This is a genomic window from Hydrococcus rivularis NIES-593 (genome assembly GCF_001904635.1).
In the GTDB taxonomy this organism is placed as follows: Bacteria; Cyanobacteriota; Cyanobacteriia; order Cyanobacteriales; family Microcystaceae; genus Hydrococcus; species Hydrococcus rivularis.
On sequence record NZ_MRCB01000004.1, the window covers coordinates 168,590 to 183,374 of the forward strand.

A 14,785-nucleotide genomic window follows, 5' to 3' on the forward strand; every position below is an offset into this window, starting at 1 on the left:
GCGTCTCTGCGTAAAATAAAACTTACTAAATATTCTCCACAAGTTTATTTAGTTTTCTTAGTTTCTTGTTCCTGCTTAATTATTTTGACTAATTCAGCATCATTGGGATTAGCTTTTACCCACTTTTCTCGATTGGCTCGAATTTTTGCTAAATGAGACTCTATATTGTCTGGTGTAAGGTAGACCCCAAAATCTTTAGGTACCTCAACTTTTTTGTAAGATAGAATGCGATCGAGAACTAAATTGCCGATCGCTTCTTTATAATGAGAACTATCGATGTAATTTTTCATCTTCTCGCTGACTGGTTCTGTTGTAATGCTGTTATAGTCAGAAAAATCCCAGACGGGCAAAATTTTGACAACTTCTCGCTTCCATTGCTCTAAAATTTGCCATTGTCCGGCGGCATAAATTGCCTCCGATTGGGTAACATGAGCGGGAGAGATAAAACCGATTAAAGTAATGCCGCGTTCTCGGCACAGATTGACAATCTCTCTTAAATCATCTAAGTATTGTTGCGAGAGCTTATAGTTGCTGTGAACGTTGAAATAAACCGCGATCGATTTCTTAAATTCTGTTAAATTTTTATCTTTGTCTCCTCGCTGAAGGCGCATGAAGCCGTTGGGATAATAAATATCGCGATCTGAATTAGTTCTGTTAGCTTCAATAGTCTTTTCGCTCAAAGATAAAGTATCTAATGAGAAAGTCGTATTAATAAAATCTTGAGAAGTTATTGCCTGTTTTTCTAACCTTCCTTCATCAAACCCCGGTTGATTTCCTAGCTCCTGATTGAACATAATAAAATCGAGACCCAGAATAACTAACTTAAGGTCTTTTTGATTTTTTATCGCATGTTGTAAGTAGCGCAGCGTTTCATAAGTATTAGCGCCATTGAGTCCGAGATTGTAAGCAGGTTGCTTGTCATCGAGTGCCGAATAAGTAGGATTCAATCCGAGATTCATTCTTGAAGATCCCAGAAAAATTGTAACGGGTTTGATGCGCGTAATTGCGATCGCTTTAAATAACCTCTGGTGTTTCCATTTTTCGGGTTTTGACTGGTTAAATTGAGTAAAAGTAGGGCTATTATAAATCCCGTAAGGATCGACAGCGATATTAAAAATCCCAACTGAAATTAAGGGAACTAAAGCCGTCGTCAAAAAGATTAAATTAAAACGACGATATTTAGCTTTCTTCTGGTTGACTTTCTTCTTGCCAATTAGAAAATCTGATAAAGCAAACTTTAATCGACTGTAGGCACTCATTGCGACAACCTCTGTCAAAACTGGAAGTAGAGAAATTCGGACACACGATTAAGTGATAGTAAGGATAAGCTAGTAATCATTCCCACCCATATCGCCCACCACCACGTTGGCTTAAGTTTCTGAATTATTTGCTGCGTATTTGGTAATAAAGTGACGCATAATGTTAGTCCAGCCAAGATGTAAATGCTCAAGATTCTACTGTTATTAATTTCTGGAAGATAGGTAAAATTTTTCCAGTTTTGAAGCTGCAAGCCAAACTGATTTAAGAAAGATAATTTACCTTGAGGATTGCCAGGTAACACAATGCCTTTCATGCCTGTCATCGCTTTGATAATTTCTGCTGCATCGTGAAAATTCATCGCCCTAAATAAAACCCAACTAAATATGACAGCCAAAAAAGTTATTAACCATCCCAATAATTTTGGTAAAGGAATATTTAATTTTCGCCATCCATGATTGATAGATAAATAGGCACCGTGCAATCCTCCCCACACAACAAAAGTCCAGCCCGCACCATGCCATAAGCCGCCCAATAACATAGTCGTCATAAGATTAACATAGCGGCGTATTTGTCCTCGGCGACTGCCTCCCAATGGAATGTATAAGTAATCTCTCAGAAAGTTTGATAAAGTAATGTGCCAGCGCCGCCAAAAATCGATAATAGAAATAGCTTTGTAGGGCGAATTAAAATTAATGGGAATGCGAATATTGAACATCAATCCCAAACCAATCGCCATATCCGAGTAGCCAGAAAAATCGAAATAGAGTTGAAACGTATAGCTTAAAGCACCTACCCAAGCCTCAAGAAAAGTAACCGCATCGGCATTATTAAAAACCAAGGCAACCCATGGCGATAGATGATCGGCAATCAATACTTTTTTAGCTAACCCCAAACCAAACATTGTTAAACCTAAAGCAAGATTTTTTTGAGAGAAAAGAAAGCTTTTTAGCTGGTGAAATTGGGGAATGAGTTCATCGTGACGGAGAATTGGTCCTGCAATGAGTTGAGGGAAAAAACTGATAAATAATGTATAAGTTACTAAATCATATTTATTGCCTTTGGTTTCTCCTCGATAGGCATCTACTAAATAAGCTATCTGGGTGAAAGTATAGAAAGAAATTCCCGGCGGTAAGACGACCCTTGGAGAGCTAAAATTAGTCTGAATTACGCTATTGATAGAAGAGAGAAAAAAATTAGCATATTTGTAGTAGCCAATAATAGCTAAATTAAGAATAATACCGATTAAAATAATAATTTTTGCTCGTGTGCTAACAGGTTTACTTGAGGCTATGAGTTCGCCTAGTTGATGGTTAATAATAATAGAAATAACCATCACTAGCAGATTAGTAAAATCCCAATAGCCATAAAAAAATAGCGAACTGACAGTCAGCCAAATTAAAGCGGCTTTAATTAAACGAAAGCGAGAGAAACTAAAAAATATTAGAAAAGTTATTGGCAAAAAAGCAAAGATAAAAACATAAGAGTTAAATAGCATTTTTGTTTTTAAATATTAAAGCAAACTTTCTTAAGAATTAGGGAAAATTTTAGTCAGACTACTAGAGAATACCCACAACTCCAAAAGACCATTAAAAACCCTTGTATCAAAGCTAAAGATAAAGTTACAACTTGGTCAAATAAACGATTACTTGCTAGTTTAGCTAACAGAATATAAAGAGTAAAAATCGGTAAAATAAACCGAGGCATAGAATCTATTCCAGCGAGAAGAGGTACTACTATCGAGTAGATGCCAAATATCCAGTAGGAGACTGGGATTTTTCGGAAAAATATGCATAAAAGACCTAATGCAGCTATCGAAAAAGTCGATTCCAACAGAGTTTTTATTTTGAATAAATTACGCACATTTGGTTGAAGAAAACCTTTACGCAAGCCATTTACTATTGCCGATAAAGGATCGGATAGACTTCGATTCCAAGCTGATTGAATGTTTGAGAAAGCAAAGAAATTGCTCGTCAAGTGATAGTTATACAAAACAAATAATGATAACCCTAAAGGAATTAATAGTAAAAATAAAATATCATATCGAATCTTTTTCAACTGAAATTCTTGACTCTGAAGATACTCGTAGAGCATGGGAACAACGATCAGAACCCCAACACTTCTCGTCAAAGCTAAAAAGAAACCAGCTATCCCTACCAATAACCACTGCTTTTTCTCAGCAAGATAAAAACATAGAATAGCTAACATTAAATAAAGAGATTCCGTAAAAACCCCCGATAGAATAAAACCAGTTGGCGACACTAATAAAAATTTGACAGACTGCAAAGCATTTTCTCGGTCGGATTTTAACTGAACTAATCGATAGAGTAAATAACAAGCAATAATTAAGCAAACATTAGAAATAATAATCCCAGCGATAAAATATTTTCCTCCCATGACGGTTCCAATTAGTCTCATTAACATGGGATAAAGCGGAAAAAAAGCATAATTAGCTTGAGTTTCGGAGAAAGAAGTTCCAACTTCGGCTGAATAACCGCCTTCGGCAATATCTATGTACCAATATGAATCCCAAACTCCCCAGATGTCTAACCAAAGTTGAGTGGAGTAAATGTATTGTTTGCCGTACTGTCGTTCTAGGAGAGAACGCGAAATAACTCCAATAATAGTTAAAATGAGTCTAGTAGAAAGAAATAATAAAAGAATGTATTTTAGTTCTGGCAGATTTTTCTTTAGGGTAGCGGCAATCTTCATTAATTTATATCCCCTCGTGCCATATTATTGTTAATCCTCATGTTTTCGCTTTAATAATTTCGATTAGCTTAAAATGCTCGATACCGCGATTATCTTTAATGTTATAAACTTCTTTCCAGTTATAACCTTTCGCAGCTAGTTCTGAAACCTTTTCTGGACGAAGAATAAATAAACATCGCTCGTCTAACTTGCTCTGTTTGGAAAGGGACATTAGACGGTATTTGCCAAGCGCGTATATTTTATCGCGCGAACCGCCAATCCAAGGAGGAATGGGAGACTTCTGATATTCCTGCGGCGAGTATTGGGTGTAGAAAGGAACTTTGGCAATAAAATCCTGAATGGCAAAACAGTTGCTATTGCTGTCGCTATTAAGGACGACGCAAGTATATGAGCTTTTTTGAGCAAAAGCGATCGCTTCTCCCATACCGTATTGCCAGTGTATAGCAGCTTCAGTGGGATACTCAAAGAAATAGCGCTTGACGAATATTGTTAGACTGGCTACAACGATAAACAAAGCCGCGACTATCAACAGCTTTCTTCTAGCAATTCCGATTAGCTCTATTAATCGAACAGCACCGTAAGCAGAGAAAATAGCAAATACAGGTGCGCCTACCAGTGCTCTCAAAGAACTTGCAGCTCCTACCAATGCAGCAGGAAGTGGATAGAGTAGCAGCCACAAGAATAAGATAGCTCTTTCTTTTTTAGTCTAAACTCCAGGAAAAAAGTAGGAAGAAATTTACCATAGCGATCGCGTAAAGTTTCAAGAATAGAGTAAGCTTCATACCCATCAGCCGCTTCATCGCAGTTAAATCCTTGGGGAATCGCATCTAAAAATAGCAGTCTCAGCAGAGCTGCGATCGCTAAAATAATTAGCAGATAAATTCCGGTATTATCTCTAGCACTCTTGCCGCTCGACATAGCTTACTTTCAAATTTAATAGATTGCCAATCCTAACTTATTTGGAATTAGAGGGATCGGAGCAAGATTGTTGCCAAGGTAGCGTTTTTTCTACCGTTTGAGTCTCGCCGGGAGGAACAGTTCTTTCGCTCATAAAATAAATGTCAATCCTCTCTAATTTTTGGGAATTTTTAGGGGTTGCATTCCAATTTCGACATAAATATGCTCCATAAAAAGGATAAAGCGCTTTGCCAATGCCGCGATTGAGATTGATAAAATAAGTCCGCCATTGCATATTTCTATAAAGTGCATTGCGCTGACCGATTGTTGGCTTCTCCCAACTCACCGAACCGCTATCTTTGAGGACATCAATTGTCGTGCCATCTTTAAGTTTCCCTTCAATAACGTGCCATCCATCATCTCTCGGCGGTGCTGGTGCAAAAATACTCCAAGATTGATCTAATCGCGTTACGCGACTGAGAATATCGAGTTGTTGAATCGTTCGTCTCTTGAAAAATTTATCGGTTGCACTAACCCAATCATTTTTAGGTTCTTCTCTTCTCGCAACTGTTTGTTCGACAAAACTTTTTAGATTCCAAAGCGAGGTGTAAATTAATAGGAATAAAGTAACAATATTTAGCCACAAAGAAGACCGGATTGCTAACGGGCGAAATTTAAACAGTCTGGTAAACATGCCTGCCGTTTGCCGATTAGAAGCAATCGTCTCATAAAACTTAGTTCCTACAGCCATTAAAGGTCTCCATTTAAGGATGGGGGCGAGAAACCAAAAGACGGGAGATAAGCTACAAACATACGCGATCGCTTCCCATTTATAATGCCGATTTTCCTGCCAATCGACCACAACCCAAGAATTTTTTTCCTGCATATCGGCATAAATTGAAGGGTCATCTTGTGCTACCAATAACGGTGTTTTGGGTAAAATTAAAAAAGTACGTAGAAAATGAACGACCTTTTTACAAAATCCGCAGTCTGCATCGTAATTAATTCTCAATCCAGCACGCTGGGGAGTATATAGTTTCTTCGCCAGTGCATCCCAAATATTAGTCGGAATAAAAACTAACCAACTGGAAATACTTAAAAAGGGAAAAATTCCCAATTCAAAACACAATCCGAAAGAAATATGCAAAAGAATAAAACAGACAATAGCAACGCAACGGAAAAAGCTGTTATAGAAGGGAATAAAAATCATCAAAGGACCCAACCACTCAAACCAAAGAGCAGATAGGGTTAGCAACCTTAACAACTCAACGGGAAGACTTAAAAGCCATTGACCGAATGCCGTTCCGTATTGGTCGAAACTCAACGCATAATAAACCGCATCCCCATCAGGAAACCAAAGTTCGCTTTTGGTTTTGTATGCCGCCGACCAGATATAGATAAAGCAAATTTGCACCATGAAGGCAAAAGTTGCCCCAGAAACTACCCGCTTAGGCAGGGGGTTAGGAGAAGAATTCAAGGCGCTGTCGATGGAATAACAAGCTCCCAGAGGCAAAAATATCGCCCAGAAAAGCAACGCCCTCAACACGTCGTCGGCGGCAAAAATGAGAGCGGGGTTGCGGTTGTGAATAGAGATAATCATCGCCCAAGTCGCGATCGTTGCCAGTCTGGTGCGGTATCCGACTAGCATTACTAGGACGAAAAAGATAGCTAACAAAAATATTAGCCCTTGGACGAAGGGCTGACCGCTTATCGATAAAAACGACCAATGCCAGGGACTAGAAAGAATGCGATCGAGGGCAGTGCGAGGCAATACGCCAGCATCGCTGTAATGTGCCGTCAGGTCGCCAAAACGGATGATGAGATCGGTAAGAACGACTAGGGCTAAACCAATGCGAAATAAGGCGAGCGATCGCAGGTCAAAGCCCAAGACTTCCTCGATCTTGGCAGCTAATTGATTTTTTGCTCTTTTTTCCTCGCTGGCAGTCATGCTGCAATAACCCTCGGTAAACAATTAGCATTTAGCCAACAATTTTCGCATTAGATTATCGACTCGGCAAGCTAATTCGGAACTTAAAGTTCTACAGATCTTCTCAAATGGTTTCTTGAAGATAATTTTTTCTCTTTTTTTCTGGTTTTCTATATCTCATTGCCTCAGAAGCCTTTTTGTCCATCTCAAATAGCATTAAGTAAACGCTGCTTAAAATGGGTTATCGACAATGATTAATTAAATATATTTTTAAAAAAGTCAAATTTTATCTTTAATCGAGAAGTATAATTTACTAGGAAATAACTATTACCCACTTCCAGTTTTACTTTGTTATTAAGTGCTTCTACTTTTGGAGCTAATCGAGTAAGTAAATCTTAAATAGGGTAGGATGTCTCATTGAGATACCTTCAGCTTCAGCTACTTTCTGTGCGTTTCGGCATTAACTTGAATCAAATCGCTCGATGCATGGCTCTAATCTCGGTACGAACCCTACGCAATTTAAATTTTTATCAAAAAAATGGAAATAAAAGTTGATAATTTCAGGTCACATATCTCCACATTGGTCAAGGTTTGGGAATTTGAGAATAGGCAAATTAAATCTCTCAAAACTAGCTAGAAAAAGTCAATGTGCAGCTTAATACTTTTTCGATCGCTTCTGAAAGAGTAAGCTTTTCTTTCAGATTGAGTTGTTCGCATTTCCCTATTATGATTCGCATTCTAATCGTTGACGATCTCTTAACCATTCGGGAAATTTTGACTGAAGCTTTAGCCGTCGAACCAGAATTCCAAATCGTAGGCACGGCTTGTGACGGAGTTGATGCCATCGAGAAAGTCGATTGTCTCAGACCAGATGTCGTGCTTATGGATGTAGAGATGCCCAAAATGGATGGATTGAATGCTACTCAAATTATTTCTCAACGATGGGGACAGGTAAAAGTATTAATTTTGACCGTTCACGAATGCGAAGAATATTTCGATCGCGCCGTGCAAGTGGGAGCTAAAGGCTATTTTCTCAAGACAACTCCCACAGAGGATTTAGTCCGGGCAATTCGCTATGCGGCTCAAGGCTATTTCCAACTTCCTTTTGACTTGGTGAATAAATATCTCTCAAAACTCGTCGAAGTGCAAGCGACTTTCAACGAGTTAGCTTCCCTAAAACAAGTGATTCAGACGCAATTGGAACAATGCAAGCAATTCAGCTACCTGTCAGGGGAAAAGTGTCTCCAAATCGAGCAAGAACTTCACAAACAGCAAAAGATGATAAGCGTTTATTTTCACCAGAGCCAAACCGAACAAGACTGGCACAGAATCAAGTGAATCAACACTTAGTTCATTTGAAAAAAGATTTACTTGGTATGAGACGGACGCTTTGGGTATTGATAGGAATTCTTCTCTCACTACTGTCGTTTGGTTTGGCTTTGGGAATAACTCTTTGGTTGAAAAGGTCTTAATCCTAATTTAAAACGATAAGGCTTGGTGCTTCTGACATTTTTATGTCACTTTTTCGCATCACAATAAAAGTAACAACAGTTAAGAAGTCGATCGCCCTAGAAAGGGTCACTTAAAACCGATGCACTCTGAAAATTAGAACAAGTTAAATACGTTTGAGGAAACAATCTTTTTACTCATTGAAGTTGCACGTTATATCAAATCCGATCGAACAAACACAATAACCAGTAGTGCGAGCTAGAAGCTCGCGTTCGAGCAAGCATGAAAAGCGAGCAAGACGTATGCGCTTACGCGCACTGCGCTACATATTATGGTCAATTAAACGGATTTAATATTAGAAATGCTAAAAATTTCTCGTTTAGGAACTGTAGCTACTTTGGTTAGTACCTCGATCGCTAGCAGTTTGCTAATTTTCCCGCTTGCAAGCGCCGTTCGGGAAGGACAGGCTAATCTGTCAGCCTTAAGTGCTACCGATGAAATTGTTAACACGAGGGTGGATTTTACTGGAGTTCGATCCTTAGATGAAGCTGAAAAAATCCTGGGGATAACAGCACTGGGATTAGGAGCTGGTGCTGCTGGTATAGTTTGGCGTAGAGCAAAGGCAAAGAAGCCATTGGTTTTTAGCTCTACTCGTCTAGAAAATGCCCTCTCGATCGATCGCGCTAGCCCTCAACTGCGGCAGAAGCTGCTGAGACTGCTACATAACGATCGCCCGACTGCCAATCGCTTGCTTGCCGGAGCGCAAATCCACTATCCCAACCGTTCGGTTAATTGGTTAGTCGAGAAAGTGATTTACGATCTAGAACGCGATCGCGGTCGCTATTAATTTCTAGCGCGATCGCCTACAAGTCAATAAGCGTTTCAATCGATCCAGAATTCCCAACGCAACCCGAACCAGCAAATGCTTAAAAACTAGCAGGCGATGGCGAAGGGTTGGAAGGCGCTGAATATAGACTAGCCGCCTGATTGCGGCGGCTAGCTTTCCTTCGAGATTGAGAAAGGAACTGGAGACAACTGCGGCTCCCTTGCCCAAGGTCAGCATATCTCCCAAGTGCAAATAGCGGAAGGGCTGCAACCGCTTGCCTTGCAAAGCAGCCGCGAGGTTTTTTGCCGCCCGACTTGCCTGCTGATAGGCGGCTTGTGCCGTCGCGGGGACGGGTTGGCTGCCATTGCCAACATCCGCCAAATCGCCCAGAGCAAACACTTCTGGATAATCGACCAACTGTAGGGACGGATGGATGAGGAGCTTTCCGCGATCGCTTTTAGGGCAATCTAGGCGAGCGATCCAATCTCTGGCTTGAGTTCCCGCTGTCCACAGCACTAGATCGACTGGCAGCACGACGGTTTTGCCGTCCCGAACGACTGTCATCGAATCGGCTTCAATCGCTGTCACCTCGGTGAGGCGAGCGATTTTAATGTTGCGAGAGCGCAGCGCTCGGTAGGCAGCCTTGCGAACGCCAGATGGGAAGTTTTTGAGGATTTCCTCTCCCCTTTCGATTAAATGTACTTGTCCTCGCTTGCCCAAGCGATCGGCTAGCTTGCACGCCAATTCCACCCCGTTAGCACCGCCGCCGATCGCTGCCAGACGAAGGCGCTGGCGATCGCTAGCTTCGAGAATTTTCAGTCTTGCCTCCAGACGTTCTACATCGGCAAGCGTGCGGAAAGTAAGCGCATGGGTTTGAACCCCAGGGATATTTGCCCAGCGATTCTGAGTCCCAACGGCGAGAACGAGATAGTCGTAGGCGAGTTCTGCGCCATCGTCGAGTACGACTTGACGAGTTTTGAGGTCAACGCCTCGAATGGTTTGCTGATAAAAAGCAATCTCGGTGCCGCCGAGTAGTTTCTGATAGGAAGGAGCGATTTCCCAGGGTTGCAATTCTCCCGTAATCAGTTCGTAAAGCAAGGGCGTAAAAAGAAAGCGATCGTTTTGCTCGACCAGAATCATTTTGCATTTGCCCGCTCTCACCCAAGCAAAGCGACTTAAATACAGAGCCGTATATAAGCCGCCAAAACCGCCACCGAGGATGCAAATGCGGATTGGGTTAGCGATCGTTGGTTTCACTTTGTCGCGCATCGACCCCAATTAATGGTTTTAGCTGTTCGACGAGCTGCTGCGCTCGAATTTTTCTGGCTTCTGGCAAGAGATGATAATGGGTATCGGCAAATAAACTTGAATCGGTTTTAAGATTTAACGAGTCTTTTTCATAGATGAGGGGAGCAATTTTAGCCAGTTCTTGAGCCGTTTTTTTCACGCTAGCAATTGTTTTTTCGTCCTTGCTCGCGTAAACCCAGGGCAGCGACAGAATGAGTCTTCCTCCTTTTGCTTCCACTTCTTGACGAAATTGACTAATCCGCTCGATCGCATGGCTGGAAATGGGGCTATCGATTGGCAGTTGCCACCACTGACCGACTCGCTCTTTCGTGACTGTAGGGTCGCCGCGATCGCTCACGGGATCGGAATAGTACCCCGTCATTTTTCCCCGCTCGACCCAATCTACCGCAGATTTGGTTAGCGCTCTCAGGCTCGGAATCCCAAGCAGCCAAACCTCTTGAGCGAGTTCTTTGGGTGGGATTCCGCCCAATCCCGGTCGGGCGATCGCCACGCCAAAACTAGCAGAGCGATCGCCCAAACCATTATCATCTAGCAGGATTAAATATTCGGGAATCAGCAGAACGATATCCCCAGAACGCACTTGGTCTATGACGCTCGGTAGGATTACGTCTAGACCGACGGGTCCGTCCAATCCCAGATTCACTACCGGAATTCCCAATCCCCTTTCGATCGCTTTGGAATCGATGGTGTAGTGAGCGCCTGACCCGCCAGTCACCAACAAGCGTCTGGGAGCTTGGATCTGAGCTGCTATTGCCATTTTGTCTTCATACATCTGACGCAGCCAGCTCAACTCGCCGCCGTAGTAAACGTTATAAACGAACCCTAACGACCACGCTGCACCCACTGCGATTAGGTAGGGAACAAGCCCAAGCAGTTTTCCCATTAGCCCTTAATAATTCTTAATCTCAATCATATCAACAACACTGGTTCGTGTCATTGGCGATCGGGAGTCAGGAATCGTACAGACGCGATAGGAGCGCGCCTGTACCTAGTTATACCATTTTGGATGAAAGGATTTTGGATTGAGAAACCCTTTCTACGATTGAATTGTGTAAATTCATCTGTCGCCTTCTTATTTCAAATTGGTATTAGATCGATTACCTTAAATATTGGCTACAAATCTCTTTCCCCGTCCTCTCCTCTCCCAGTCTCCCCATCTCCGGGTCCCCCCACTCCCACCTATTTCTCACAGGAGTGATAGGCTAAAGATAGCAAAAAAATCCTTTTTTCTCGGTCAAATATGCCTCTTTTGATCCTGATCGCAGATGACGATCCAGGAATTCGATTAGCCGTTAAAGATTATCTAGAACTCGCAGGATATTCGGTCATTACTGCTCAAAATGGACAAGAAGCGCTCTCCCTGTTGGAAACCTATCACCCTTACCTGCTGGTTTCCGATATCAAAATGCCAGGAAAAGACGGTTACGATCTCGTTAGGCAAGTGCGCCAACGTCCCGAATTCCGACTGCTGCCCGTTATCTTTTTGACACAGAGAAATACGACCGAAGAGCGAATTATTGGCTATCAGGCAGGATGCGATGTCTATCTGCCTAAGCCCTTTGCAATGGAGGAACTGGGGGCAGTGATTCGCAATCTGTTAGAGCGATCGCAGATGATTCAGTCTGAAAGACAATTCTCCGATCGCCAATCTAGTCATAAACCTTTACAGGCACGAGAAGGAAACGAGCGAGTCCCTTGTGTCGAACCACCTCCCTCTTTCAAGTTTACTCAGCGAGAAGAACAGGTTCTGAGCTTACTGACGAAAGGACATTCTAATGCCGAGATTGGCAACGAGCTTCATTTAAGTCCTAGAACCGTCGAAAAGTACGTTAGCAGCCTTCTCAGAAAAACAGAAACTAGCAATCGAGCCGAATTAGTCCGTTTTGCTTTAGAGCACCATTTGGTCGATTAGCCAGAGACTTTAAGGTTTTCTGCCATTATTTAAGTCGCTGACGTGATTCAACAACCCTTCACAGGCATCCAAGAGCAAATTGATAACTTTCTCAAAACCCTCTCTACCGCCATAATAAGGATCTGGAACTTCTTTGGCTTGATAGCGAGTAGCAAATTCACAGATTAACTTTACTTTGTCGCTATGTTGCTTCTGAGGGTCGAGAGCGAGAATATCCCAATAATTTTCGCGATCCATTGCTAAAATTAAGTCAAATTTTTCAAAATCGTCAATCTGAAATTGTCTGGCCTTGCCTTTCATAGAAATCCCGCGAAGTGCTGCGGCTTCCGCCATCCGACGGTCGGGAGGAGAACCGATATGATAGCTCGAAGTTCCGGCTGAATCGCAAATAATTTCTTCGCTCAAACCTGCCCGTTCGATCAGATAATTCATGATATTCTCTGCTGCCGGAGAACGACAAATATTCCCCAAACAGACAAAAAGTAATCTGTAAGCCATAAATATCGGTTGAGTGCCATCAAAATTAAGATTATAACCACAGTGGAGATCGCACACGAATGCGATCGCTTAATTTTTTAAGCATATTTGCATTATTTGTAGGTTCATCCTGCTTTACCATTGCCTGTCATTCTCAGTCAGAAACTACTGAGTTGCAACCCCCTTTATCTTCTCAGCCTAAACCCGATCGTCTAACGGTTGAAAGACCAACGGTTCGACAACCAGAAATTCGGCAACCAAAAGTCGAAGCTCCCCAAGTTACGATTCCAGAAGTGCAAATTCCGGAAATCACTTTTCCTGGCATTCGCGTACAACAGGGTCAAAATTCAACTGTTATTACTATTGCTGCTGATATACTATTCGATTTCGATCGAGCAACCCTTCGACCTGATGCCGAAGCTGCACTGCGACAAATCAGTGCTGCAATTGCTAAACACTATCCCCAGAATCCGATGCAAATTCAAGGACATACGGATGCGATCGGAAGTGATTCGTATAATCAAGATTTGTCGGTGCGTCGCGCTGTTGCTGTCAAGCAGTGGTTGCAACAACAAGGAAATGTGGCTGCATCGCGCATGACTACGATCGGTTACGGTGAATCTAGACCTGTAGCTGCCAATACAAAGGCAGATGGTTCAGACAATCCTGAAGGACGACAAAAAAATCGTCGAGTGGAAATTGTCATTCGTCGCTGACAACGGAAGTAGTGAAAATGGTCAATCGTGGTGATAACAGGTCATTTTTCCTTAGCGATCGCGCCAGGGGTTGCTCAATTGTGACACAGCTATTTTACCTTGGGGATGATTCTGTGTTATTGGAAAGATAAGTTATCTACAAATTCAATTTCATAATGTCTACCCCTCGTTCTGGATATACTTTACCCGTGTTTGCTTGTGCATCTGCGATCGCGGCGTTGCGCTATTTACATCGAGACGAGATTGGAGATACGATTTCACTGGATTTAATCGAACCCGCCCAAATTGTTGAAATTTCCATCGAACAAGTCGCTCGTATTGGCGAAAATAGTGCTCTGGCAATTACTCGCAGCGATCCAGGGGATAATTTAGATTTAACTCGCAATACTCCGGTTTGGGCATTGGTAGAAATAGAGGTGCAGCGATCGCATCCAGAACAGATTATCATTCAAGGTGGCGAAGGAGTTGGCAAACAAATCGATAATGAAGGGAAAGCGGCAATTTATAGTTACGCCCAACGGCTGTTACGAGAGAATCTGCAAAGACTCCTCAAACCAGAAGAGAAAATTCTCGTAACGATTATTTTACCGGAGGGGCGCAGGCTGGCAGAACGAACCTCCAATGAGGCTTTTGGCGTAGTTGAAGGGCTGTCTTTACTGGGAACGACAGGAATTTCTCAACCGTTGAGCGCACCGAGTCAGTTGGAAGCTTTTCAGGAAGAATTAACGATTAAAGCAAAGCAATGCGATCGCTTGGTTTTTTGTGTAGGAGAAAATGGACTAGATTTAGCCCAGCAAATGGGAATTCACCCAGAACAATTAATTAAAACCGCGAATTGGTTGGGTTCTATGTTAGTTGCCGCAGCTATGCAACAAGTGCGATCGATTTTGCTGTTTGGCTACCACGGCAAACTGATTAAATTAGCAGGCGGAATTTTCCATACCCATCACCACTTGGCAGACGGACGCTTGGAAATTTTGACGGCTCATTGCGCTCAAATTGGATTGCCCACACCAATTTTGCAACAAATATTTACAAGTTCTACCGCAGAAGCCGCTTTGAAACTGCTGCGGGAGATAGACGAACGAGAGGGAAGCAATTGGGTTGAGCAAGTGTACGGCGCGATCGCGCAAACCATCGATCGCCGTTCTCAAGACTATATTCGCAAGCAAGCTGAAAAAGAAGTGCAAGTCGGTTCGATTTTATTTGACCGAAAGCGATCGATTCTCGTCAGTTCTCCGATGGGGAAAACACTGTTAGATCGCCTTCGCGCAAATAGATGAAGAGAGAGGGAGGTGTAGGGA

At 42.3% G+C, this 14,785-nt stretch carries 14 protein-coding genes; 5 read left to right on the forward strand and 9 right to left on the reverse strand.

Annotated elements, in window-relative coordinates:
- Positions 1–44: 44 nt before the first annotated feature.
- From NIES593_RS05695 to NIES593_RS05720, 6 genes are read right to left on the reverse strand one after another with little or no spacing between them, the layout of a single operon-like run.
- Positions 45–1,277 (reverse strand): hypothetical protein, encoded by a 1,233-nt coding sequence (locus NIES593_RS05695; protein WP_175561043.1) that lies wholly within the window; start codon positions 1,275–1,277, stop codon positions 45–47.
- Positions 1,274–2,755, reverse strand: coding sequence for an MBOAT family O-acyltransferase (locus NIES593_RS05700; protein WP_073598654.1), 1,482 nt, complete (start codon positions 2,753–2,755; stop codon positions 1,274–1,276). Before NIES593_RS05700 ends, NIES593_RS05695 begins: the two co-directional genes overlap by 4 nt.
- A 53-nt stretch (positions 2,756–2,808) precedes the next feature.
- Complete coding sequence (locus NIES593_RS05705; RefSeq protein WP_073598655.1) at positions 2,809–3,969, reverse strand: glycosyltransferase family 39 protein; 1,161 nt, start codon at positions 3,967–3,969, stop codon at positions 2,809–2,811.
- A gap of 37 nt (positions 3,970–4,006) precedes the next feature.
- Complete coding sequence (locus tag NIES593_RS05710) at positions 4,007–4,594, reverse strand: hypothetical protein (RefSeq protein ID WP_139253632.1); 588 nt, start codon at positions 4,592–4,594, stop codon at positions 4,007–4,009.
- Between the two features lie 14 nt (positions 4,595–4,608).
- Complete coding sequence (locus NIES593_RS05715; protein WP_073598657.1) at positions 4,609–4,887, reverse strand: hypothetical protein; 279 nt, start codon at positions 4,885–4,887, stop codon at positions 4,609–4,611.
- A 37-nt stretch (positions 4,888–4,924) separates the two neighbouring features.
- Positions 4,925–6,814: a DCC1-like thiol-disulfide oxidoreductase family protein gene (locus tag NIES593_RS05720; RefSeq protein WP_073598658.1), complete on the reverse strand. Its 1,890-nt coding sequence runs from the start codon at positions 6,812–6,814 to the stop codon at positions 4,925–4,927.
- A 705-nt stretch (positions 6,815–7,519) separates the two neighbouring features.
- Between NIES593_RS05720 and NIES593_RS05725 the strand changes: the two genes are divergently transcribed.
- The gene (locus tag NIES593_RS05725) at positions 7,520–8,131 is read left to right on the forward strand and encodes a response regulator (protein WP_073598659.1); all 612 of its coding nucleotides are present in this window, start codon (positions 7,520–7,522) and stop codon (positions 8,129–8,131) included.
- A 472-nt stretch (positions 8,132–8,603) separates the two neighbouring features.
- Positions 8,604–9,089, forward strand: coding sequence for a hypothetical protein (locus NIES593_RS05730; RefSeq protein WP_073598660.1), 486 nt, complete (start codon positions 8,604–8,606; stop codon positions 9,087–9,089).
- 3 nt (positions 9,090–9,092) lie between these two features.
- Here NIES593_RS05730 and NIES593_RS05735 read toward each other — a convergent pair whose 3' ends face one another.
- Both NIES593_RS05735 and NIES593_RS05740 read right to left on the reverse strand, forming a co-directional pair.
- Positions 9,093–10,337: an NAD(P)/FAD-dependent oxidoreductase gene (locus NIES593_RS05735; protein ID WP_073598661.1), complete on the reverse strand. Its 1,245-nt coding sequence runs from the start codon at positions 10,335–10,337 to the stop codon at positions 9,093–9,095.
- Positions 10,306–11,259 (reverse strand): hypothetical protein, encoded by a 954-nt coding sequence (locus tag NIES593_RS05740; RefSeq protein WP_073598662.1) that lies wholly within the window; start codon positions 11,257–11,259, stop codon positions 10,306–10,308. The genes NIES593_RS05735 and NIES593_RS05740 overlap by 32 nt, the downstream gene beginning before the upstream one ends.
- 357 nt (positions 11,260–11,616) lie before the next feature.
- Here NIES593_RS05740 and NIES593_RS05745 point away from each other — a divergent pair, with 357 nt between their 5' ends.
- Positions 11,617–12,288, forward strand: a complete 672-nt coding sequence (locus tag NIES593_RS05745; RefSeq protein WP_073598663.1) for a response regulator transcription factor — start codon at positions 11,617–11,619, stop codon at positions 12,286–12,288.
- 9 nt (positions 12,289–12,297) lie between these two features.
- Here NIES593_RS05745 and NIES593_RS05750 read toward each other — a convergent pair whose 3' ends face one another.
- A complete protein-coding gene (locus NIES593_RS05750; RefSeq protein WP_073598664.1) occupies positions 12,298–12,786 on the reverse strand; it encodes a low molecular weight protein-tyrosine-phosphatase in 489 nt (162 codons plus the stop codon).
- A gap of 59 nt (positions 12,787–12,845) precedes the next feature.
- On the opposite strand from NIES593_RS05750, the gene NIES593_RS05755 reads away from it, so the two are divergent.
- Complete coding sequence (locus NIES593_RS05755) at positions 12,846–13,481, forward strand: OmpA family protein (RefSeq protein WP_073598665.1); 636 nt, start codon at positions 12,846–12,848, stop codon at positions 13,479–13,481.
- A 155-nt stretch (positions 13,482–13,636) separates the two neighbouring features.
- Positions 13,637–14,764: a cobalt-precorrin-5B (C(1))-methyltransferase CbiD gene (cbiD, locus tag NIES593_RS05760; RefSeq protein ID WP_073598666.1), complete on the forward strand. Its 1,128-nt coding sequence runs from the start codon at positions 13,637–13,639 to the stop codon at positions 14,762–14,764.
- The last annotated feature ends 21 nt before the right edge of the window (positions 14,765–14,785 follow it).